The 20,920-nt window shown below is 51.8% G+C and carries 21 protein-coding genes and 1 tRNA gene; 18 read left to right on the top strand and 4 right to left on the bottom strand.

The annotated features are described in order from the left end of the window. The first annotated feature begins 42 nt into the window (after window positions 1-42). Both PGX44_RS02465 and PGX44_RS02460 read left to right on the top strand, forming a co-directional pair. Entirely contained in the window at window positions 43-1,215 is a 1,173-nt protein-coding gene (locus tag PGX44_RS02465) for a GNAT family N-acetyltransferase (RefSeq protein WP_498854117.1), read from the top strand. A gap of 168 nt (window positions 1,216-1,383) precedes the next feature. Continuing rightward, a complete protein-coding gene (locus PGX44_RS02460; RefSeq protein WP_498854116.1) occupies window positions 1,384-2,355 on the top strand; it encodes a metallophosphoesterase family protein in 972 nt (323 codons plus the stop codon). Window positions 2,356-2,413: 58 nt separating this feature from the next. Here the strand turns inward: PGX44_RS02460 and PGX44_RS02455 are convergent. After that, window positions 2,414-2,489, bottom strand: a tRNA-Ala gene (locus PGX44_RS02455). 188 nt (window positions 2,490-2,677) lie between these two features. Between PGX44_RS02455 and PGX44_RS02450 the strand changes: the two genes are divergently transcribed. The 4 genes from PGX44_RS02450 (at window position 2,678) to PGX44_RS02435 (ending at window position 4,917) form a co-directional block, all read left to right on the top strand. Beyond that, window positions 2,678-3,289, top strand: coding sequence for a methyltransferase family protein (locus PGX44_RS02450; protein ID WP_498854115.1), 612 nt, complete (start codon window positions 2,678-2,680; stop codon window positions 3,287-3,289). 96 nt (window positions 3,290-3,385) lie between these two features. After that, the gene (locus PGX44_RS02445; RefSeq protein ID WP_498854114.1) at window positions 3,386-3,661 is read left to right on the top strand and encodes a hypothetical protein; all 276 of its coding nucleotides are present in this window, start codon (window positions 3,386-3,388) and stop codon (window positions 3,659-3,661) included. Continuing rightward, the gene (locus tag PGX44_RS02440; protein ID WP_289001554.1) at window positions 3,661-4,446 is read left to right on the top strand and encodes an inositol monophosphatase family protein; all 786 of its coding nucleotides are present in this window, start codon (window positions 3,661-3,663) and stop codon (window positions 4,444-4,446) included. Before PGX44_RS02445 ends, PGX44_RS02440 begins: the two co-directional genes overlap by 1 nt. 222 nt (window positions 4,447-4,668) lie before the next feature. Beyond that, a complete protein-coding gene (locus tag PGX44_RS02435; protein ID WP_498854113.1) occupies window positions 4,669-4,917 on the top strand; it encodes a helix-turn-helix domain-containing protein in 249 nt (82 codons plus the stop codon). Window positions 4,918-4,977: 60 nt separating this feature from the next. Here the strand turns inward: PGX44_RS02435 and ilvD are convergent, their stop codons facing one another. Beyond that, a complete protein-coding gene (gene ilvD, locus PGX44_RS02430; RefSeq protein ID WP_289001553.1) occupies window positions 4,978-6,639 on the bottom strand; it encodes a dihydroxy-acid dehydratase in 1,662 nt (553 codons plus the stop codon). Between the two features lie 186 nt (window positions 6,640-6,825). Next, complete coding sequence (locus PGX44_RS02425; RefSeq protein ID WP_186503914.1) at window positions 6,826-7,515, bottom strand: GntR family transcriptional regulator; 690 nt, start codon at window positions 7,513-7,515, stop codon at window positions 6,826-6,828. Window positions 7,516-7,790: 275 nt separating this feature from the next. Between PGX44_RS02425 and PGX44_RS02420 the strand changes: the two genes are divergently transcribed. From PGX44_RS02420 to PGX44_RS02410, 3 genes are all read left to right on the top strand, one after another. Next, window positions 7,791-8,552 carry an HpcH/HpaI aldolase family protein gene (locus PGX44_RS02420; RefSeq protein WP_186503915.1) on the top strand — a complete coding sequence of 254 codons (762 nt, stop codon included), beginning with the start codon at window positions 7,791-7,793 and terminating at the stop codon, window positions 8,550-8,552. 142 nt (window positions 8,553-8,694) lie between these two features. Next, the gene (locus PGX44_RS02415; protein ID WP_498854112.1) at window positions 8,695-9,603 is read left to right on the top strand and encodes a PPK2 family polyphosphate kinase; all 909 of its coding nucleotides are present in this window, start codon (window positions 8,695-8,697) and stop codon (window positions 9,601-9,603) included. Between the two features lie 258 nt (window positions 9,604-9,861). After that, window positions 9,862-11,214, top strand: a complete 1,353-nt coding sequence (locus PGX44_RS02410; protein WP_186503923.1) for an acetyl-CoA hydrolase/transferase family protein — start codon at window positions 9,862-9,864, stop codon at window positions 11,212-11,214. A 102-nt stretch (window positions 11,215-11,316) separates the two neighbouring features. Here the strand turns inward: PGX44_RS02410 and PGX44_RS02405 are convergent, their stop codons facing one another. Then, window positions 11,317-11,517, bottom strand: coding sequence for a zinc-ribbon domain-containing protein (locus tag PGX44_RS02405; RefSeq protein ID WP_186503924.1), 201 nt, complete (start codon window positions 11,515-11,517; stop codon window positions 11,317-11,319). A 275-nt stretch (window positions 11,518-11,792) separates the two neighbouring features. On the opposite strand from PGX44_RS02405, the gene PGX44_RS02400 reads away from it, so the two are divergent. From PGX44_RS02400 to PGX44_RS02360, 9 genes are read left to right on the top strand one after another with little or no spacing between them, the layout of a single operon-like run. Then, the gene (locus PGX44_RS02400; RefSeq protein ID WP_186503925.1) at window positions 11,793-12,053 is read left to right on the top strand and encodes a TM1266 family iron-only hydrogenase system putative regulator; all 261 of its coding nucleotides are present in this window, start codon (window positions 11,793-11,795) and stop codon (window positions 12,051-12,053) included. A gap of 23 nt (window positions 12,054-12,076) precedes the next feature. Next, entirely contained in the window at window positions 12,077-13,381 is a 1,305-nt protein-coding gene (locus PGX44_RS02395; RefSeq protein ID WP_498854111.1) for a nitrogenase component 1, read from the top strand. Further along, complete coding sequence (locus tag PGX44_RS02390) at window positions 13,378-14,415, top strand: nitrogenase component 1 (RefSeq protein ID WP_498854110.1); 1,038 nt, start codon at window positions 13,378-13,380, stop codon at window positions 14,413-14,415. Before PGX44_RS02395 ends, PGX44_RS02390 begins: the two co-directional genes overlap by 4 nt. Then, window positions 14,408-16,687 carry a carbamoyltransferase HypF gene (hypF, locus tag PGX44_RS02385; RefSeq protein ID WP_498854109.1) on the top strand — a complete coding sequence of 760 codons (2,280 nt, stop codon included), beginning with the start codon at window positions 14,408-14,410 and terminating at the stop codon, window positions 16,685-16,687. The genes PGX44_RS02390 and hypF overlap by 8 nt, the downstream gene beginning before the upstream one ends. 27 nt (window positions 16,688-16,714) lie before the next feature. Further along, window positions 16,715-16,924, top strand: coding sequence for a HypC/HybG/HupF family hydrogenase formation chaperone (locus tag PGX44_RS02380; protein ID WP_289001299.1), 210 nt, complete (start codon window positions 16,715-16,717; stop codon window positions 16,922-16,924). After that, window positions 16,924-17,979, top strand: coding sequence for a hydrogenase formation protein HypD (gene hypD, locus PGX44_RS02375; protein ID WP_498854108.1), 1,056 nt, complete (start codon window positions 16,924-16,926; stop codon window positions 17,977-17,979). The genes PGX44_RS02380 and hypD overlap by 1 nt, the downstream gene beginning before the upstream one ends. Next, complete coding sequence (gene hypE / locus PGX44_RS02370) at window positions 17,976-18,980, top strand: hydrogenase expression/formation protein HypE (protein WP_186503934.1); 1,005 nt, start codon at window positions 17,976-17,978, stop codon at window positions 18,978-18,980. The genes hypD and hypE overlap by 4 nt, the downstream gene beginning before the upstream one ends. A 36-nt stretch (window positions 18,981-19,016) precedes the next feature. Further along, window positions 19,017-20,219 carry a [FeFe] hydrogenase H-cluster maturation GTPase HydF gene (gene hydF, locus PGX44_RS02365; RefSeq protein ID WP_498854107.1) on the top strand — a complete coding sequence of 401 codons (1,203 nt, stop codon included), beginning with the start codon at window positions 19,017-19,019 and terminating at the stop codon, window positions 20,217-20,219. A gap of 9 nt (window positions 20,220-20,228) precedes the next feature. Continuing rightward, on the top strand, window positions 20,229-20,813 hold the full coding sequence (locus tag PGX44_RS02360) for a phosphatase PAP2 family protein (protein WP_498854106.1): 585 nt from the start codon (window positions 20,229-20,231) through the stop codon (window positions 20,811-20,813). Window positions 20,814-20,920 lie beyond the last annotated feature (107 nt).

Raw genomic sequence — 20,920 nt, 5'->3', positions numbered from 1 at the left:
CGTACCTGTGGAGACTTTTTTTCTAGGAAAGGGGTTTTTTCTATGGAATTTCGTTTAGCCTCTGCAGAGGACCGGGAATTAGTAGAAAGCTTATGGGCCTATTGTTTCGAACCGCGGGAACATCCCTTTTTTCAATGGTATTTCAAGAAATTCTACCAGCCGGAAAATGTGCTCTTAGGCTTCCAGGACGGACAAATGGCCTGCCTGACCCATTTGAATCCTTACACGCTCTGCCTGCGGGGACGGGAAATCAAGACCTCGTATATCGTCGGCCTGGCTACGCATCCTGCAGCGCGGCGCGGCGGTGTCGGCGGTAAACTCCTGAAAGCTGCCCTCAGCGAAATGAAACGGCGTGGCCATTACATCAACATTCTCATGCCTTCCAAAGCCGGCTTTTACCAGCCCTATGGCTACGAGCTCTATTGTCATCAATGGAAGGAAACCCTGCCCTTGGACGCCTTGCGTCCCCTGACGGACAGAAGCCTTCATTATGGCTTTTTGACGAGTCCCGACCAGTGGCAATGCCTGGCTCCGGTATACGAAGCCTATACGCGTCATCTTTCTGGCTATGCCGTGCGTGACGAAGAAGCGAGCTGGCGGTCCCATATGGAAGCCCAGCTGGCTGAAGGAAATATTGCTGTCTGCTTTGACGGCGACCGTCCTGTAGGCTATCTCTTTTACCAGCTTGGCGAACCGACCATCGTTAGTGGTGAATTCGTGTACGCCACGGCAAAGGGGAAGAAGGGCCTTTTGAATTATATTTATAACCACCGCTCCCAAGGCGATACGTTCCAATGGAATGAAGGCTTGCACGATCAGTCCTACCGCTTTTATCCGGATGGGAAACAGGGCCATGAAACGATGCCCTTCATGACAGGCCGCATTGTCGATATCAAGGGTGCCTTGGAAGAATTGCCCTATCCGAAAGACGTGAGCGGCAATCTCGTCTTTTCTGTTACGGATCCCTTGGCTGAATGGAATACGGGTACGTGGCGCCTGAGTGTTTGGCACGGTGAAGGCAGCGTCGAAAAGCTGCCGCCTGAAACGGCAGCGGCAGTTACCATGCCCATCGGTACGCTGGCGCTCCTCGCCTTTGGGACGATGGCTGTACAGGACCTGGTATTCCAGGAAAAATTGAGCGGGTCTGATGTGGGACTTGAGCTTGTGGAAGCCCTCTTTCCGCAGACAAAATGCTATATTAATGAATGGTATTAAAACATACAAAACGTGGTCAGCATGGTGGTACAGGCCCTTGCTGCCACGTTTTTTTACTTTACAAAGATTTTTCCCTCTATTAGAAATGTTCATATATTTGTCCGCTATGCTGTAGATAGAAAACAAGCAAGTGTTGCCGGGGCACCGGATGGGTCAGGAGGGATACATATGGCAAAATCAGGATGGTTTAAGAAATTGCAGTCTGTATTAGGAATCGCACCGTCATTTTCTGATGTCAGGAGTAAACGGGCGGGCCGTGCGTACCGGCGTATCGTGGTCCTCAGCGATATTCACTATCCCAGCAAGACCTGTATTTCCGGCGCACCGTACATGAATAAAATGGCAACGAAAGAAAATGCACTGCACGATATTTCCCGTTGGCGCGATGTCGATTTGTCCGTTTTTACAGGCGATATGGTGCAACGCGATGGCAGTCAGGCCGAATATGCAACGGTGAAAGCCTTTGTCCGGGGCCTGCGCTGCCGTAAAGCCTTTATCGCCGGCAACCATGAGCTGTTATACAGTAAGGACGGTGCCGGTCATTTTACGACGGCTGGCCTCTTCGACCGGATCCTTCATATGAAGCGGTATACGCGGACCTTTGGCCCGCTCTATTATATGCGCCGTCTCTACGGCTATGTCCTCATCTTCCTGTCACCGGATGTGACGACCGGCCAGGCGGCAGTTGAATTATCCCAGCAGCAGCTTCACTGGCTGCAGCAGGTCCTCACAGAGAACAGGGACGCGCCGACGATTATTTTCTGTCATGCACCGCTTGCGGGTACCGCCTTGCCTGATGCGGCAGGTGTGTCACGGCCAGGTGAACGGGATGTAGCACAGCCGGCTCAGGCACTGGCAGATATTTTGCGGCACCAGCCACAAGTGCGTCTTTGGGTTTCCGGGCATACCCATACGCGGCCGGGCGATCCTGATTTTATGAATCCTGTCAATTATTTCGATGGACGCATCCTCAACGTTTACAATGGCGACTGGGATGATAACGAAGCCATTTATACGAATTCCCTCTATTTGTTTGCCGACCGCATTGTCATCCGGACCTACAGCCATAAGGATCACTGCTGGCTGCCTCAATTTGACCGGGTCGTTACGGCAGTCTTGCGCAAACGGCTGGCTGCCTGATCGGATTCCGTACGACAACAAAAAAAATCCTCTTGCCTATAGCAAGAGGATTTTTTCATGGTGGAGATGAAGAGGATTGAACTCTCGACCTTACGGATGCGAACCGCACGCTCTCCCAGCTGAGCTACATCCCCATGAACGGTACTATACTTATCCTAAAACTTTTATGATCATTGTGCAAGAGGAAAGATGAAAAAAAGTAGAATTTCTTTATACTTATTTATCTTTCCTTTAAGTGTGGCAGGTATTTTATTTATTATCTCCTGCTATACTACGGACATAGTAAACAATATTACGCTCAGATGGCTTCAGGGAGGAATGTATGATGCTGCATTTTTTGACATGGTATAGGACACGTATTTCCCAGGTCTTTGGCCTGGCCTTTATTTTGCTCTTTATTTTTTCTTCTAAAGTATTGGAAACGACGGCTCCCTATGCTGCGGGAGTTCTGTTTATGCTCGGCTGTATTCTCGTAGGCGTGGCAACCGTAGGCCGTATGTGGTGTGCCCAGTATATTGCCGGCTACAAGGACTCTGTCCTCGTCCGGGAAGGGCCGTATTCTGTTTGCCGCAATCCCCTGTACTTCTTTAGCTTTTTGGGATGCATAGGCGTTGGCCTATGTACAGAATCTCTCGTCCTGACAGGTATCCTATTAGTAGTATTTATGATTGTCTACCCGTTTATTATTCGTTCGGAAGAAGCTAAGCTGCAGCGTCATTTTGGTTCTGCTTATACTGCCTATGTGCAGGAAGTACCCCGCTTTTTCCCGGATTTCCGCCTGTATCACGAACCGAAAACCTACGCCGTAAGCCCGAAAGTGTTCCGGCATGCTGCCTTTGATGTCCTCTGGTTCATCTGGGCTGTAGGCATTTTGGAATGTTTGGAAGGGCTTCAGGAGGCAGGAATTATTCCTTTATTATTACAAATTTACTAAAAAATGGCCCGTATAACAGACTGTCTATTTACTCTTGACCCATTCCTTGAGATAATAAGGAATACGCTATAAATGGAATAAAAGGAGGCAGTTTACATGCATGATGATGCAGCGTTCTCAGAAGAAGAACTGCAGATATTGCAACGGCTTGAACACAAGAATGAAGTTTTTGAAGCATCTGCTGATCCGTTGAGTACCTGGCAGTCCGGCTGGAGTGAAGGCTGGCAGGAAGGTGCGCGGGATGAAGCTGAACGTATTATTGGCAACCTCTTGCAGCTGCATGCCGAAAGGGAGCTCATTTCTCAGGCCACAGGCTGGTCCCTGGCGGAAATCGAAGCCGTCCGGGTACAGGCAGAAAAGGAGAAAGGCTGATGTACGAAAAGGAAATGGCTGCCCTTGTACAACGGGCCGGGGCGCTGCTGACAGACACTACGCAGGCGCTGGAGATTACAGCGAAGGGACGCGCTAATTTTGTGACCCAGATGGATGTAGCCGTACAAGAACAGCTGCGCCGGGATCTGCATGAATTAGATCCGTCTGTCGTACTGCTGGCAGAAGAACAGAAAAACGGGCAGCCCCAAATAGAGGGACGGTATTGGATTCTTGACCCTATTGACGGAACGCAGAACTTTATCCGCCATTTGGGCCTTTCTGCTGTCAGTCTGGCCTATTATGAAAACAGGCAGATTATGAGCAGTGTCATTTATAACCCTTTTACCAAGGAACTATTTCAGGCCGTCCGCGGTCAGGGAGCTTTTTTGAATGGCCGGAAAATTCAGGTGACAGAAACGGCTTCATTGGAAGATTCCTTGGTCGCTGTCGGTACTTCACCGTATGAACGGGAATATACGGCGACTAACTTTGCCCTTTGGCAGGAAATATTCCGCCACAGTCTGGACATCCGGCGTTCGGGGAGCGCGTGTCTCGATTTGGCCTATGTAGCAGCCGGACGCTATGACTGCTATTTTGAACGAAATCTGAAGCCCTGGGATATGGCAGCGGGCATTCTTTTAGTAGAAGAAGCCCAGGGCCGGGTGACTAATTACGTAGGAGAACGTCCTGCTATTGTAGGTAATGACGATATTTGTGCAGGCAATGTACACGTGCAGCCAGAGCTCCTTGCCTATATACAGCGGTTTTGGCACGATAATGGATAACATTTTTTAATAAATAATTACTTTTAACTATTATCTAATAGTGCATTATATTAAATAGTAATTATTACAAATTTTTCCACAATAAACAATATATTTTGGTGTATAACGTGGTATAATGGTTGTAGAAAAAATATTTAGTAATGATATATAACGCAGATGCTTCTGCAGCTGCATTTTATATACTACGTCTCAGGTTTTGCACCATGACAGGAGAGATGACCTATGCAAGAATACGGCAGACTGAGAGAATTACGGTATGAAGCCAGACGTTCCCAGCAGGAGATTGCAGACATGCTGCATTGCACACAGGTTGCTTACAGTTTGTATGAATCAGAAAAACGAAAAATTTCGATTGCTAGGCTGGCTATTTTAGCACGTTTCTATGAAACGTCTATTGATTATCTGGTAGGACTGGTTGACGAACGTAAACCGGCAGGCCCTTACGTAAAGGACTGGAAAGAACTTCGCTAATGAAAAAGACTGTGTGACCGAAAGGCCACACAGTCTTTTTTTTTATTTGCTTCTTTGTGCTTATTCGATGATAGCACCATAATGGGCCGATTTGACCAGACGGGAATAGATGGAAAGATAGCCGTCTTTGATCTTCGGTTCCGGTGCCGTCCAGGCTTTAAGCCGTGCGTCGATTTCTTCTTGCGGCACGAGGAGATCCAAGCGGCGCTTAGGAATATCGATGCGGATCTTGTCGCCATTTTTGACGATAGCTAAGGGACCGCCTTCAGCTGCTTCCGGCGAAATGTGACCGACGAAGCCGCCCTTATTCGAGCCGGAGAAGCGGCCGTCTGTAATCAGGAATACGTCTTCGGCCAAGCCGTAGCCCAAGAGCAGTTCTAAGGGTGTGAACATTTCCCGCATGCCCGGACCGCCTTTAGGTCCTTCGTAACGGACGACGATAATATCGCCTTTTTCAATTTTATTATCATAAATGGCCTGCGTCAGGTCTTCTTCACAATCATATACCTTGGCAGGTCCTTCGAAGACATGATGTTCCAAAGGAATAGCAGCAGGTTTGCAAACGCCGGAAAGCGGTGCTAAATTGCCCTTGATAATGGCCAGACCGCCGTCGGGACGAATGGGATCGCTAATGGGATGAATGACTTCCGGTCTCAGGATGCGGGCATCCTTCAGGTTTTCTGCCATCGTCTTTCCCGTTACGGTCATGACATTGCCATGTAAGAGCGGTAAAATTTCATGCATGACGGCAGGCACGGCGCCGGCTTCGTAGAAATCTACCATATCGTACTTGCTGGCCGTCATGAGGCGGGCAATCTGCGGTGTAGAGCGGCTCAATTGTTCATAGTCATCGATGGTAAAGGGCACCTTGGCTTCATGAGCAATGGCCAGAATGTGCATGATCAGGTTCGTCGAACCGCCGATTGCCATGCCTAAGCGTACGGCGTTTTCGATGGATTCCCGTGTAATGATATCGCGCGGGCGCAACCCTTCTTTTACCAGATCGACAATGCGGCGGCCTGATTGACGGGCTACATCCATGCGTTTCTTATCGACCGTCGGAATCATGGCAGAACCCGTAAGGGACATGCCCAGGCCTTCGGCGAGGCAGCTCATGGTGTTGGCTGTGCCGATCATCTGGCACGAACCCGGCGTCGGACAGGCAGCCCGTTCTACTTCTTCAAATTCTTCACGGCTGCATTTTCCCGAACGGAATTTACCGGCATATACGGCCGTTTCATTGACGTCAATGTCTTCCCCGTTGTGTTTTCCCGGGTACATGGGGCCGCCGTTTACGACGATAGCCGGCAGGTTAAGGCGGGCTGCAGCCATGAGAATGGCCGGTACGATTTTGTCGCACGAGCCCAAAAGAACCATGCCATCCAGCATATGGGCCTGTACCATGATTTCAATGCTGGCCGTAATGATTTCACGGGACGGCAGAATGTAATGCATGCCATCGTGGCCTTGGGCGATGCCGTCACAGCCGCCAATGGTGCCGAATTCACAGGGTGTACCGCCGTTTTCTTCAATGCCGGCACGTACGTATTCAGCGACGCGTTTCAGGTTATACTGGCCAGGGCAGATATCATTCCACGTATTGACAATGGCAATAAAGGGTTTTTTAAAATTATCGTCATTGTACCCCATAGAACGGTATAAACCACGGGCTAAGGCACCCTTATCAGGGTCGCCAATAAATGAAGCACTTCTCCAGGTCATAATTATTACGCCTCCTATAGTATCCTAGCATTCCAATTATACTGTAAATTATAGGAGTAGCTCAGGGAGTATGTCAACGACTGCAGCGGCAACATATAGGGTATGTTGTCAAATCGGTATGATATACAGAGGATACATCTGATTTGGTCATAAGAAAACCTCCGCGCAGGCGGAGGTTTGAGCAGCTTATACGAAATAATGAGGATACATTTTTTTAAGTGATTCGACGAGGGGCAGGACGCGGACAATGTGCTGGGACATTAACTCGACGATATTGGCAGCGTCTTGTCTGCGGATGGCGTCGACAATCTGGCTGTGCTGCTGATAGACGATTTCCATTTGTGTCGTTCCCGAAAGGGTGATCAAGACGCGTGTGCGCAAATAGTTCGGATCGGTCGTCGTCAAATAATCCCAAATGCGGGCCCGGTGGCAGCCTTCAAAAATCGTCTTATGCAGCGCTTCGTCCAGCTTAAAGAGGGCACTGTTATCGACGGCCAGGACGGCTTTTTCCTGGCGGACCAGATTGTTTTCCAACCGCTTTAAATGGGTCTTGGGAAAATTCTTGCAGGCCTGCTGGATGATGATGCATTCAATGGCCTGGCGCATAAAGCACGAGTCATCGATTTGCTCTGTGCGGATGCGGGATACGGTCGTCTTGCGCTGGGGCACAATGTCCAGCAGCTGCAGCTGGGCCAAGCGGACGAAAGCATCGCGTACAGGCGTACGACTGATATGGAGCTGTGAAGAAATGTCTTGTTCCGAAATGCTGGTGCCCGGTTCCAGCTGGAAGGACATGATGTTGCTGTACATCATGCGAAAGACATACTCTCTGCTGTTTTCTCTTGGTTTGATGGGTGTAAGTTTTAGTTCCGACATAATGACCTCAGGTCTTTCTGCTATTTTTTTTAATTATAGCATAACTACAATAGATTATGCTAGAAATTTGTTCGTAAATACATTAAGTAAAAGTGTCCGGTAGCCCGCACTGCTAGGGAATAACAGCCGTGTGTAAAGGGATCGTACTACTTGTATACTTTATTTAGATAGCAAGATTGTCATGTATGATAAATTGGTATTTTAGTTGCGTTTTACGTATGATGAAAAAGTGTTATGATAATCTTTAGTTAGAAAGTTCAAAAGGAGTGGTTGGAATGAATAAGTTTAAAGAAAAAATTCAAAATGGGGAAGCCGTACTCGGTACGTTCATCGAATTGAACAACCCTGCTATTGGCCAGATCGCAGGTATGGCCGGGTATGATTTCGTCATTCTCGATGGGGAACACGGTGAAATTGCTGTGGAAGATGCAGCTGACTTAGCCCGTGCTGCTGCCTTAGCCGGCACGGCTGCTATTTTCCGCGTCAATGCCAACGATACGACGCTCATCGGCAAAGTACTCGATTGCGGCGCTGACGGCGTAGAAATTCCTGAAATCGGTTCGGCTGCAGAAGCACAGAAAGCGATTAACGGCGCTAAATTTACACCGGAAGGCGAACGGGGCTGCAACCGTTTTGTCCAGGCTGGTGAATATGGCCGCATGACGAGTGACCAGTTCTTTGGCGAATCCAATGCCAAGACGATCGTCGTTCTTCAGGTTGAAGGCCAGGACGGCGTCAATAACCTGCCGGAAATCCTGAAAGTAAAAGGCACAGACGTCGTTTTCATTGGGCCATATGACCTTTCGGCATCCTTAGGCGTTCCGGGACAAACGGAACATCCGAAGGTTCTCGAACAGATCGACAAGATTCTGGCTATGGGTAAGGAACAGGGCGTTGCTATCGGCCTTTATGTAGACAGCATCGAATCGGCTATTGCCTGGAAGAAGAGAGGCGTTCAGTATCTGGCCTTGCAGACAGATACGGTCAGCCTGTATCAGCACTTTAAAGCCAATACAGATAAGTTCCACGCTGAATAAAACCTACAGCCTTATAGCATAAAAGACTATGCCGGGGATATTTCCCGGTCATAGTCTTTTTTTTAGGATTTTCTATTACGGATTTGCTATAATAGAGGTGGAACTATTTGTAGAATACTTTTATTTGCTAGGAGGGATTGGTATGAATACGTCGCGCTACCGCGTAAAAGAGGGAGAAAAAATTGATCTGGCCAAGTTTCCTACAGGCTGCGATGTGGAGCAACTGGACAAAAAGAAGGTCAAGAATGAAGAAATGCCCAAGATGCTGGCAGAAATGAACGATTGGCAGGAAAAGCTGTGCGCTGATAATCACTATGGTATCGTCGTCGTCCTGCAGGCCATGGATGCAGCCGGCAAAGACGGCACGGTAAAGCACGTTTTTACGAGTATGAATCCTGCCGGCGTACACGTGCACAGTTTTAAACAGCCGAGTATTGAAGAAAAGGATCATGATTATCTGTGGCGTGTCAATAAAGCCTTGCCGGGGCGCGGAGAAATTGCCATTTTCAACCGTTCCCATTATGAAGACGTCATCGTTACGCAAATTCATGATATCATTAAGAGCGAAGGCATGCCTAAAAAATTGATCAGCCATGATATTTGGGACCAGCGCTATCGCCAGATTTGCGATTGGGAACGGTATTTGACGGAAAATGGTTTCCTCTTTATCAAGATCTTTCTGCACGTATCGAAGGATGAACAGAAAAAACGCCTCATCGACCGGATCGTCACGAAGCAGAAAAATTGGAAGTTCTCCATGGCTGATATTAACGAACGCAAATACTGGGACCGCTATCAAAAAATATATGGCGAAGTCCTGGGGGCGACTTCGACCAAATACGCACCGTGGTATATCGTACCGGCTGATGACAAATGGTATACGCGTTACGTCGTAGCCCAGATTGTCCTCGATACACTGCGCTACATCAAACCGTCCTTCCCCAAGCTGGCACCGGAAGTAGAAGAGCAGCTGAAACAGTTCCGGGCCCTCTTAAAAGAAGTGGATCTCGACGATTTGAAGACCATCGAGCAGGCCATTGACAAGAAATAATGTGAATTATAGTACTTAAAAAATAGGCACTATTACAGGATATAGAGAACAATACTGCCAGATAAAGCGTTTTATCTTGACTTGTTTTTCACAATTTAAGTATAATAAAAAAGGTAACATATCTATTTTATATTCACTATTTGCTTCATGCCTTCCTGCCAGGCCGCCGACCGTGTTCAGACTACGGCCGGCAGGAAAGGAATGAACGGCTGTGTTTTGTCAGCACGATAAAACTACTTTAGGAGGCAACGAAAGAGCATGTACAAACTTTCACAAATCGCAGAAGAATATCAGAAGAAACTGGTTACACCGGCACAAGCGGCAGCTGTTGTCAAAAGCGGTGACCGCGTATCCTATGGCCTGGGCTGTTCTGCACCGTATGATACGGATAAGGCCTTGGCTGACCACATTAACAACGATGGCCTGAAGGGGATTGAAATCGTCAATGCAACCATCGTAAAGAACGAAGATTATTTCACCTTTACGGAAACGGAATCGAATGACCAGGTCCGCTTCATGTCCGGCCATTTCAATGCCTTCGACCGCAAAATGAATAAAGCCGGCCGCTGCTGGTTTATGCCGCTCCTCTTCAATGAACTGCCGAAATACTGGGAAGATATTGATGTAGCCATTCTCCAGGTTCATGAAATGGATAAATGGGGCAACTTCAACTTAGGTCCTCAGGTAGCCGATTTACGCGGTGTTCTGCGGGCGTCTAAAAAGGTTATCGTTGAAGTCAATAAAAATATGCCGAAGGCCCTGGGCTATGAAACGGAATTGAACATTGCCGATGTAGATTACATCGTCGAAGGTTCTAACCATCCCATGCCGATTATTCCCAATAAGCCGGCTACACCGGTCGATGAAAAAATCGCTGATTTTGTCGTGCCCATGATTGAAAACGGCAGTACGTTACAGCTCGGCATCGGCGGCCTGCCTGCAGCCATCGGTCATAAACTGGCTGAATCGGATATTCAGGATTTGAGCGGCCATACGGAAATGCTCGTCGATCCGTATGTAGAACTGTACGAAGCCGGTAAGATTACAGGCAACAAAAACCGCGATAAGGGCAAGATCATCTACACCTTTGCCGGCGGTACACAGCGCCTGTATGATTTCATTGATGACAACCAGATCGTCTTCAATGCTCCGGTTAATTACGTTAACAACATTAACGTCGTAGCCAGCATCGATAAATTCGTTTCCATCAACAGCTGCATCAACCTCGACCTTTACGGCCAGGTCTGCGCTGAATCGGCAGGCTACCGTCACATCAGCGGTACCGGTGGTGCTCTTGACTTTGCCCAGGGTGCATACCTCTCCCGCGGCGGTAAAGGCTTCATTTGCGTACATTCTACACGGACCCTGAAAGATGGTACGAAGGAATCCCTCATTCGTCCGACCTTGACGCCGGGTTCTGTCGTTACGACACCGCGTTCGGCTGTTCATTACATCGTTACGGAATATGGCGTAGCGCTCCTCAAGGGCAAGTCTACGTGGCAGCGTGCAGAAGCACTGATCAACATTGCCGCTCCGGAATTCCGTGAAGAACTCATTAAAGAAGCAGAAAAGATGGGTATTTGGACGAACACGAGCAAGACGTCCTACTAAGATAGACTGTACATACAGAAAAAACCGTATTGCCGGCTGGCAATACGGTTTTTTTATCAGGCCCGGAAGCCTAAGAAAAAAGACACGTTCTGTGACGTGTCTTCAGGTGCCGAAGGCCTTCCATAAACCAAGGACGATAAAGCAGAGTACGATGAGAAAGCTGATGACCCGCGTTTTAGAGAATATTTTAGGGTCATTTACCGTGCCCGGTGTAGGCGTAGGAGCTTGGACCTGCTGCGTACCGCAGATGGGGCACATACGCACGCCGTCGCGCAGTTCGGTGCCACATTTTTTGCAAATCATACCTATCATCTCCTATTCCTATCATAGCATGAGTATCCCGTTGCTGGCTAGAGCCGGCCATTACTTTTCCGGCCGCCCGTATCACGAAGATTGTATTTATGCTATAATAAGGCCGTACCCGTGCGCCGAAAGACCTGTCTGACGGCAAACGGGAAAAAAGCCATAGCGTTTTTTCTGCAAAGTGAATACTGCGCAGGTAAGGCGGGCGTACATGCGGCTTCAACAGACCTCTGTGCGGTTATGCCAGAGGTCTTTTTTATAGGGAGGATACGTGAATGGGAACCAGAATGGCCTTGATAGGTATTATTGTCAGCGACCGGACAGCAACGGCGCAGATCAATGCACTATTACATGAATATGGTGAATATATTGTCGGCCGTATGGGGATTCCCTGCAAGGAACGGCACGTATCGGTCATCAGCATCATCATTGACGCTCCTCAGGATATTATCAGTACCCTGGCCGGCAAGATCGGCCAGCTGCCGGCTGTAAGCACGAAGACTATTTACCCGCCCTTACCGGTGCAGGAGAAATAATTTTTTTGGAAAGGAACTGGCATATGATGACGAAACAACAGGCCTACTCAATTTCTGCAGCCGCCCTGGCTGCACGGGGACGCGACCAGATTCCGGCAGAATTGCTTTCTTCTACGCAGCTCATTTATAATTCACCGGCAGCACTGGCCTTTAATTCGCCAGGTGCCCGTGGCTTTGGCGTCAAACGGGCCGGCCTTTCGATCCCCGGCTCGGTCATGCTGCTCATCGGCCCAGGCTGCTGCGGCCGTAATACGACTATCCTCAGTGCCGAAGGCGGCTATGGAGATCGCTTCTTTTTCTATGTACTGGATGAAACGGATATTGTCACAGGCCGGCATTTATATAAGATTCCCCGGGCCGTTGAGGAGATCCTCGACGTGCTGCCCCAGGCACCGAGTGCTGTCGTCTTGTGTTTGACCTGCGTCGATGCTCTCTTAGGGACAGACATGGAACGGGTTTGCCGTAAAGCGGAGGCCCGGGTCCACTTGCCGGTCGTACCGTGCTATATGTATGCCCTGACGCGGGAAGGCCGGCGGCCGCCTATGGTGGCTGTGCGGCAGATGGTCTATTCTCTCTTAAAGCCCCAGCCGCGTCACCGGCGGGAAGCCAATCTTCTGGGCTTTTTCTCGCCCCTCCAGGATGACTGCGAGCTCTACGGGTATTTGCAGCAGCTCGGCATTCAGACCGTGCGGGAAATTGGACGCTGCCGGACCATGGAAGACTATCATCAGCTGTCGCGGGCTAATTTTAATCTCGTCCTGCACCCGGAAGCCCGCCTGGCGGCACAGGATTTCGAAAAAAATCTGCACATTCCCAGTATCGAACTGACCCGTATTTACGAGACAGACCGGCTCAGTCGCCAGTATCAGGCCCTGGCGCAGGCCTTGGGCGGTACTATCGACGACCGGGCAGAACGGGAAGCGACAGAAGACCTCGTACGCCGCGTAGGCGGGCGCTGGCACGGTACGACTGTAGCGGTAGGGGAAATGCTTAACGGCAATGCCTTTGAGCTGGCCCTGACCCTGGCCCGGGCAGGCCTGACTGTCAAGGAAATATACGGGAACGTTACGCCCCAGGACTTCGTCTGGATCAAGGCCCTGGCCGCACTCGTACCGGAAACGAAAATCTATTGTAATTTAGGTCCTTCTATGCTCTATTATGACCGCAGTACAGGGGCTGTCGATCTGACCCTGGGCGCTGATGCGGCGTGGTATCATCCGCACAGTGCCCACGTTACCTGGGATGAAGATGTACAGCCCTTTGGCTACGCCGGTACACGGGCTTTATTTTCAGCATTGGATCGTGCCTTGAGCGGGAGGTCTTCATGAGAGGGTTATGGAAATATATTTCTCCTTTTGCGCCGGATCAGTCCGGTGCGGCAGCGGTTCTGTACGGCTTGGGCGGTCTCGTCGTCGTGTGTGACGCCGGCGGCTGTGCCGGCAACATTTGCGGCTTTGATGAGCCCCGCTGGTTTACCGGTGCCCCTAGTGCCGCCTTTAGCGCAGGTCTGCGTGACATGGACGCCATCCTCGGCCGCGACGACCGGCTGGTAGATAAACTGTGCGCTGCAGCGGCACAAATTGAGGCCCCTTTTGCAGCCATTATCGGCACGCCTGTGCCGGCCGTCATTGCTACGGATTATCAGGCCCTGCGGCGGTTGGCAGAAAAGCGCTTGTCCCTGCCTGTCGTCACGATAGAAACAAAGGGGACAGAACGCTATGATACAGGTGCTTCTATGGCCTATGAAGGACTTTGCCGCCGCTTTGCTAGAAAAGAGCAGGCCCGGCAAAGAGGACGCCTGAACGTCCTGGGAGCCCTGCCCCTCGATACGGGCTGTACGGAGTATACCTTTTTACAGGAATTCTTGCGGCACACAGGCTGGCAGGATGTACGTATTTTTGGTACGCACGGACTGACGGATTATGAAACAGCCGGCGCGGCAGAAAAAAATCTCGTCCTGGCCCCAGCGGGCCTGGCTGCGGCACGCTATCTGGAGGAAGCCTTTGGCACGCCCTATGAGGTGGCCTATCCGGTCTTGCCGAACGTAGAGAAGCTGCCGCACGATGTGACGGGCAAACGGATTCTCATTGTCCATCAGCAGGTCCTGGCGAATGAAGTGCGCCGTCACCTCAAAGGGGCCGATGTAACGGTTGCTACGTGGTTCCTCTTACAGGCTGATTTGGCTCAAGACGGAGACTGCCACCTGAAGGAAGAAGATGACTTTATTCAGTTGGCCGATAACGATCATTTTGATATTATCATAGCAGATGAATTTCTGCGGCGGGCCTTGCCCCATTTCCACGGCAGCTTCTTTGACCTGCCCCACTTTGCCGTTTCCGGGAGGTGCTGTGTCTATGACTGATACGTGGGTTATTCGCGTCTACGGTATCGTCCAGGGCGTCGGTTTCCGTCCTTTCGTCAGCCGCCTGGCCCGGCGCTTTCGTCTGTGCGGGTCTGTCTGCAATAAAGGCTCGTATGTGGAAATACAGGTGCAAGGTGACGGGGCTGCGTGTCAAGCGTTTTGTCAGGCTCTGTCTAAGGAAGCGCCGCCCCGCTCGTCTATCCTGAAAATCGACGTGAATCAGGAAGCGCAGCCGCCCTATGAGGATTTCCAGATTATCGAAAGTATCAAAGAGGCAGGCGAAACCTTCGTTTCGCCGGATATTGCTATTTGCGATGCCTGCAAGCAGGAACTCTTTGATCCTGCGAACCGCCGCTATCTTCATCCGTTTATTAATTGTACGGCCTGCGGCCCGCGCCTGACGATTCTGGACGGTATGCCTTATGACAGGGAACGGACGAGTATGGGGAAATTTCCCATGTGCCCGGCGTGCTACGCAGAATATACGCATGCCGAAACGCGTCGCTACGACGCCCAGCCCGTGTGCTGCAACGACTGCGGGCCTGAAGTCTATCTCTTAGGCCGGCCCGAGCGGCGCCATGAAGCCATTAAAGAAACGCGCCGCGTCATTGCTGCCGGCGGCCTGGCGGCTATCAAGGGGATTGGCGGTTTTCATTTCTGCTGTGATGCTGCAAACGAAGACGCCGTCGGCCGCCTGCGCGCACTGAAACACCGGCCTGTAAAGCCCTTTGCCGTCATGATGAAGGATCTCAGTACAGTGCGACGGAACTGTGTCACGACGACGGCAGAAGAAACCGTTCTGGACGGCCATCAAAAGCCTATTGTCCTCTTGGAAAAACGGCCGGGGCAGGCCGTGAGCTCTTTGGTAGCACCGGATAATCCCTGTTTGGGAGTCATGCTGCCCTATACGCCCTTGCATCTGCTGCTTTTTTCTTATCCCGATGGCCGGGACTTTCCGCAAACGTTGGTCATGACCAGTGCCAACCCGTCCGGCGCACCCTTATGCCGTACAGATGAAGATATTCTGGCCCTGACCGGTATGTGTGATGTGATTCTCAGCCATAACCGGGATATCCGCCTGCGCGCTGATGACTCGGTTATGATGTTTTATCAGGACGCACCCTATATGATCCGCCGCTCTCGTGGCTATGCCCCGTTGCCGTACCTGCTCGAAGGCATGAAGGGCCACGTCCTGGGCATAGGCGGTGAACTGAAGAATACCTTTTGTCTGGGGAAAGACGGCCTCTTTTACTTGTCGCCCCACATTGGCGATATGGCCGATATCCGTACGCAAGAGGCCTTAAGGGAAAGCCTGGTACGGATGGAAGGGCTGCTAGAAACGAAACCGCAGGTCGTAGCCTGTGATCTCCATCCCCGTTACGAAACGACGCGCCTGGCGAAGAGCCTGGGCCTGCCAGTCGTACCGGTCCAGCATCATTACGCCCACCTCTTAGCCTGCCTGGCTGAACATAACGTGCCCGGCCCGGCCATCGGTCTCATTTGCGATGGTACCGGTTACGGTACGGATGGCTCAATCTGGGGAGGCGAAGTACTGATTGCTGATTATAGGAGCTTTCAGCGCGTTACGTCCCTTACGCCCTATGACCAGTACGGCGGTGATGCCGCAGCCCGCGAGGGCTGGCGTATTGCTGCAGCTCTGATCCAGACCTGCCAGCCTGCTGCAGCCGGAGCCATTGTGCAGGCCTTAGGCTTATGTACGGACCAAGAATTTGCAGCCCAGCGCTTTATGTACGAACGGCACCTGAATGGTGTCCGCTCTACCAGTACGGGCCGCCTCTTCGATGCCGTCAGTGCTATCCTGGGCTTTTGCCGGGCTTCGACCTTTGAAGGCGAGGCGGCTATGCGCCTGGAATTTGCAGCCCGCCGTTGGCAGCAGAAGGCAAATCCGGCAGGCACAGACGTATTACCGGCCTGGTCCGGACCGTACATCCCGTCAGACAGGCTCTTTCAACTGATCCTGAAAAAACGGCTGGCTCATGAAGACCCGGACTACCTGGCCTGGCTCTTTCATGACCGCCTGGCAGCGCTTTGTGCGGCAGCCTGCGTGGCTGCGCGGCAGCAAAGCCATATAGAAACCGTTGCCGTAAGCGGCGGTGTATTTCAAAATCGTCTGTTTCTGGCCCTTTGTGAAAGAAAACTGCAACAGGCGGGCTTTTCCGTACTCCGGCATCAGCTCGTGCCGGCCAACGACGGCGGCCTCGTCTTGGGACAGGCCGTGTACGCAGCGGCTTCCTTGCAGGCACAGGGCTAACGGAATTTTCTTAAAGGAGGAATCACTATGTGTGTAGGTTTACCGGCACGAGTCGTAGCGGTTAAAAAGGGCATGGCCCTGGTCGATGCATCAGGCGCCAAACGGGAGGTTTCAGCTTCTCTCCTGGATGAACTGGATCCGGGAGATTACGTCATGGTCCACGCCGGCGTAGCTATTGCCAAGATTACGGCCAGTGATGAAGACGAAAGCGACGAAATTTTGGAGGATTTGCTCTAATGGCTATAGAAAAAAAGGATCTGGCCCGCCATATCGTTACGTCCTATGCCGGGCCAAAAATCAGAATCATGGAAGTCTGCGGCACCCATACGCACGAAATTTTCCGCTATGGCATCCGCCAGCTGCTGCCACCGGCAGTCGATCTTATTTCCGGCCCGGGCTGCCCGGTCTGCGTTACGCCGCCCGGATTTATTGATGAAGCTATCTATTTGGCCTTAGAAAAAGGGGCTGTTATTTGCACCTTTGGCGATCTCATCCGCGTGCCCGGGTCGGCGCAAAGCCTGGCCGATGCCCGCAGCCGCGGTGCGGCTGTTCAGGTCGTCTATTCCCAGCTCGATGCCGTAACATATGCGGCAGCGCATAGAGATAAGGAAGTCGTCTTTTTGTCGGTTGGCTTTGAAACGACAACGCCCGGTGCCTGCCTGGCTGTTTTGCAGGCACAGGCTGAAGCGTTGACGAATTTCAGCCTGCTTACGGCCAATAAGACCATGCCCCAGGCCTATGAAGCCCTGAAGGATAGTGCCGATGCCTTCTTGTATCCGGGGCATGTCCAGGCTATTATGGGCACGGAGATTTGCGAGAAATTAAAGGCTGACGGTATTTCCGGTGTCGTTACGGGCTTTACAGCGCGGGAACTCCTGACGGCCTTAGCCGTCGTTCTGACAGAATTTCCTAAGGGCAAGCCCTTCTTCAAAAACTGCTATCCCCGGGTCGTCACGGCAGAGGGCAGCGTGAGCGGCCAGAAGCTCCTCTCTCAGGTCATGGAAGCGTGCGATACAGAATGGCGCGGTCTCGGCGTGATTCCCCAATCGGGGCTTACCCTGCGGCCGGAGTTTGCCGCGTACGATGCGCGTGTGAAATTTGCCGTGCCGCCTATGGACGGCCGCAGTAATCCGGCCTGCCGCTGCGGCGATATTTTGCGCGGTGATTGCCGGCCGCCGCAGTGCCCGCTCTTCGGCAAGGTTTGTACGCCTGAGCACCCTGTCGGCGCCTGCATGGTATCCCGTGAAGGGGCCTGCTCGGCCTATTATCAGTATGGAGGTCTTACATTATGAGTGATGTCATTACACTGGCCCATGGAGCTGGCGGTAAACAGACGGCCGAGCTGATTGACTCGGTCTTTAAGGCCCATTTTGCCAACCCGGAATTTACGGGCGATGATGCGGCTATTCTATCCCTGGGCGGCCAGGATCTGGCCTTTACGACCGATGGCTTCATCGTTTCGCCGTCTGATTTTCCCGGTGGCAACATCGGCAAATTGAGTATTTGCGGTACCGTCAATGACCTGTCCTGCATGGGGGCACAGCCACTTTATCTGGCCTGCGCGTTTGTCATTGAAGAAGGCCTGCCTATGAGTGACCTGGAACGGTACGCCGCAGCTATGGAAAAAACGGCGGCCGAAGCCGGCGTGCGCATTGTGGCCGGTGACACGAAGGTCGCCGGCAAGGGCCAGGTAGACCGCCTCTTTATTACGACGACGGGTATTGGCCGCCGTCTGCCCGGTGTCCGCCTGTCGGGCACAGAAGCGAAGCCCGGCGACGCCGTCATCGTGACCGGCGATATTGGCCGCCACGGCTGCACCGTCCTTCTGAGCCGCGAGCAGTTCGGCATCGATGCCGACGTGACCAGTGACTGCGCTCCTTTGTGGGGCACCGTAAAATCCATGCTCGGCGTCACACAGGATATCCACGTCATTCGTGATGCGACACGTGGCGGTGTCGGTACGGTCCTTTACGAAATTGCCGCCCAAAGTCACGTTGGCATCCGCCTGGACCGTGCCGCTATTCCTGTGGCACCGGCTGTCAGTGGCGTTTGTGGTATGCTGGGATTGGAACCGCTCTACCTGGCCTGTGAAGGACGGCTCGTCGTCTTTGCACCGCAGGCACAGGCGGACGCCATTGTCACAGCCTTGCGGCAAGGACCGTATTCCGGTAATGCAGCGATTATTGGCACGGTAACAGCAGAGCACGCCGAACGGGTCACCATCCGTACGGAAATCGGTGCCGAAACGATTTTACCGCCACCAGGTGGTGAATTGCTGCCGCGTATTTGTTAACCGATAGGGTATATAGAGAAATGAGGGTATATAGATATGGGGATGAATGATACACCATCAGGGGAACGGGTGCATATCGGCTTTTTTGGCCGCCGTAATGCCGGTAAGTCCAGCGTCGTCAATGCTGTTACGGGCCAGAATCTGGCCATCGTTTCGGACACGAAAGGAACGACGACAGATCCCGTCTATAAGGCTATGGAATTATTGCCCTTAGGGCCGGTCATGATTATTGACACGCCGGGCATTGATGATACGGGAGCTTTAGGGGAACTGCGCGTGGAACGGACACGGCAGGTCCTGGGCAAGACAGATATTGCCGTCTTGGTCGTCGATGCCACAGAAGGGCTGCAGCAGAGTGACCGTGATATTTTGCAGCTCATTGGCGAAAAGAAGGTACCGTATTTGCTCGTCTATAATAAGAGCGATCTTACGGCTGTACCGGAAACCGTACCGGATACAGTCATATACGTCAGTGCCCTGCACGGCACGGGCATAGGAGAGCTCAAGGAACGCCTGGCCCGCCTGAAGCCTGACACCGAGGCGGCGCCTATCGTAGCCGATATGGTACAACCGGGCGATTTCTTTGTCCTCGTCGTGCCTGTCGATTCGGCAGCTCCGAAGGGACGGCTCATCCTGCCGCAACAGCAGACCATCCGGGATATCCTTGATGCCGATGGTACAGCCATCGTCGTTAAGGAGACGGGTCTTAAGGAGACACTGCAAAAGCTGGGCCGGCCGCCGAAAATGGTCATAACGGACAGCCAGGCCTTTAAACGCGTAGCGGCCGACACGCCGGAGAGCGTGCCGCTCACGTCCTTTTCTATTCTCATGGCACGTCATAAGGGCTTTTTGGCAACGGCTGTCCAGGGCGTAGCTGCCTTGAAGAATCTGCGCGATGGTGACCGCGTCCTTATTTCCGAAGGCTGCACCCATCACCGCCAGTGTGAAGATATCGGTACTGTAAAAATCCCGCACTGGCTAACGGAATTTACCGGCCGGGACCTAGTGCTGGAAACGTCATCGGGCCGCGATTTTCCCATGGATTTGACGCCCTATGTCTTGGTCATCCATTGTGGTGGCTGCATGCTCAATGAACGGGAAATACAGAGCCGTATGGAACGGGCCAGCCGGCAGGGCGTAGCCATTACCAATTACGGCATCTTTATTGCCTACGTGCACGGCATTCTGGCACGCAGTCTTTCTATCTTTCCCGATTTGCAGCGGCTCATACAGCCGTAAGGAGTGCGTATGGATTATTGGCTCAGTAAAAAAATACAGAGCCTGTGCGCACCTTCCTGCCTGCGCACTGGTTCTATTTGGCTGGCCCGGGGCGGTTTTTGGGTCTATATCATCTATGGTATAGTCCAGTGGTTCCGGCCCGGCCGGGCAGAAGGGCAGCGACAGCGCCGCCGGTCTTTATTGGAGGCGCTCTTTTCTGTCCTGTGCAGTTCCCTTATGTCCTATGTCATCGCCCGTATTTGGCGGCGGCCGCGCCCCTTTGCAGCCCATAGGGATATCCGGCAGTATGTAGCCCATAAGGACAATGCTTCTTTTCCCAGCAATCATACGATGAATGCCTTTGCTGCCGGTCTGGCTGTATTTTATCGTTCCAAACTGGCCGGCCTGTTCCTGATCCTCTGGAGCCTGCTCATTGGCTTCTCCCGTATCGTATGCGGCATTCACTATGTCAGTGATATCGTTGGCGGCCTGGTCCTGGGCCTGGCAGGCTGGCAGCTGACGGCAAGAAATAAAGGCCTGCGCTGGCTGGCTATGGGACTGCCTTGGTTGTGGACCTGGCTGACAGAAAGAATCTTTCAGCGGGAGCGGCGCTAAATTCCAATCAGGGAAATATTGTGAAAATAAGATATAATGTACAATAAAAGTATACTATTTAAGACGGTGGTACTAAACTGGTACATAATAAAGTGCCAGTTTATAAA

The sequence above is a fragment of the Caecibacter sp. AF58-12pH5A genome (assembly GCF_027681725.1).
Lineage (GTDB): Bacteria > Bacillota > Negativicutes > Veillonellales > Megasphaeraceae > Megasphaera > Megasphaera hominis.
The sequence above is the reverse complement of the archived record's forward strand: the minus strand, read 5'-3'. Positions and strand labels throughout refer to the sequence as shown.

What these genes read in the sequence shown, in the direction of transcription:
- hypF (WP_498854109.1), top strand. Translation starts at nt 14,408, where the DNA reads ATGACTGATACGTGGGTTATTCGCGTCTACGGTATCGTCCAGGGCGTC.
- PGX44_RS02440 (WP_289001554.1), top strand. Translation starts at nt 3,661, where the DNA reads ATGTACGAAAAGGAAATGGCTGCCCTTGTACAACGGGCCGGGGCGCTG.
- PGX44_RS02410 (WP_186503923.1), top strand. Translation starts at nt 9,862, where the DNA reads ATGTACAAACTTTCACAAATCGCAGAAGAATATCAGAAGAAACTGGTT.
- PGX44_RS02465 (WP_498854117.1), top strand. Translation starts at nt 43, where the DNA reads ATGGAATTTCGTTTAGCCTCTGCAGAGGACCGGGAATTAGTAGAAAGC.
- PGX44_RS02425 (WP_186503914.1), bottom strand. Translation starts at nt 7,515, where the DNA reads ATGTCGGAACTAAAACTTACACCCATCAAACCAAGAGAAAACAGCAGA.
- ilvD (WP_289001553.1), bottom strand. Translation starts at nt 6,639, where the DNA reads ATGACCTGGAGAAGTGCTTCATTTATTGGCGACCCTGATAAGGGTGCC.
- PGX44_RS02445 (WP_498854114.1), top strand. Translation starts at nt 3,386, where the DNA reads ATGCATGATGATGCAGCGTTCTCAGAAGAAGAACTGCAGATATTGCAA.
- PGX44_RS02360 (WP_498854106.1), top strand. Translation starts at nt 20,229, where the DNA reads ATGGATTATTGGCTCAGTAAAAAAATACAGAGCCTGTGCGCACCTTCC.
- PGX44_RS02400 (WP_186503925.1), top strand. Translation starts at nt 11,793, where the DNA reads ATGGGAACCAGAATGGCCTTGATAGGTATTATTGTCAGCGACCGGACA.
- PGX44_RS02420 (WP_186503915.1), top strand. Translation starts at nt 7,791, where the DNA reads ATGAATAAGTTTAAAGAAAAAATTCAAAATGGGGAAGCCGTACTCGGT.
- hypE (WP_186503934.1), top strand. Translation starts at nt 17,976, where the DNA reads ATGAGTGATGTCATTACACTGGCCCATGGAGCTGGCGGTAAACAGACG.
- hypD (WP_498854108.1), top strand. Translation starts at nt 16,924, where the DNA reads ATGGCTATAGAAAAAAAGGATCTGGCCCGCCATATCGTTACGTCCTAT.
- PGX44_RS02405 (WP_186503924.1), bottom strand. Translation starts at nt 11,517, where the DNA reads ATGATTTGCAAAAAATGTGGCACCGAACTGCGCGACGGCGTGCGTATG.
- PGX44_RS02380 (WP_289001299.1), top strand. Translation starts at nt 16,715, where the DNA reads ATGTGTGTAGGTTTACCGGCACGAGTCGTAGCGGTTAAAAAGGGCATG.
- PGX44_RS02450 (WP_498854115.1), top strand. Translation starts at nt 2,678, where the DNA reads ATGATGCTGCATTTTTTGACATGGTATAGGACACGTATTTCCCAGGTC.
- PGX44_RS02390 (WP_498854110.1), top strand. Translation starts at nt 13,378, where the DNA reads ATGAGAGGGTTATGGAAATATATTTCTCCTTTTGCGCCGGATCAGTCC.
- hydF (WP_498854107.1), top strand. Translation starts at nt 19,017, where the DNA reads ATGGGGATGAATGATACACCATCAGGGGAACGGGTGCATATCGGCTTT.
- PGX44_RS02460 (WP_498854116.1), top strand. Translation starts at nt 1,384, where the DNA reads ATGGCAAAATCAGGATGGTTTAAGAAATTGCAGTCTGTATTAGGAATC.
- PGX44_RS02415 (WP_498854112.1), top strand. Translation starts at nt 8,695, where the DNA reads ATGAATACGTCGCGCTACCGCGTAAAAGAGGGAGAAAAAATTGATCTG.
- PGX44_RS02395 (WP_498854111.1), top strand. Translation starts at nt 12,077, where the DNA reads ATGATGACGAAACAACAGGCCTACTCAATTTCTGCAGCCGCCCTGGCT.
- PGX44_RS02435 (WP_498854113.1), top strand. Translation starts at nt 4,669, where the DNA reads ATGCAAGAATACGGCAGACTGAGAGAATTACGGTATGAAGCCAGACGT.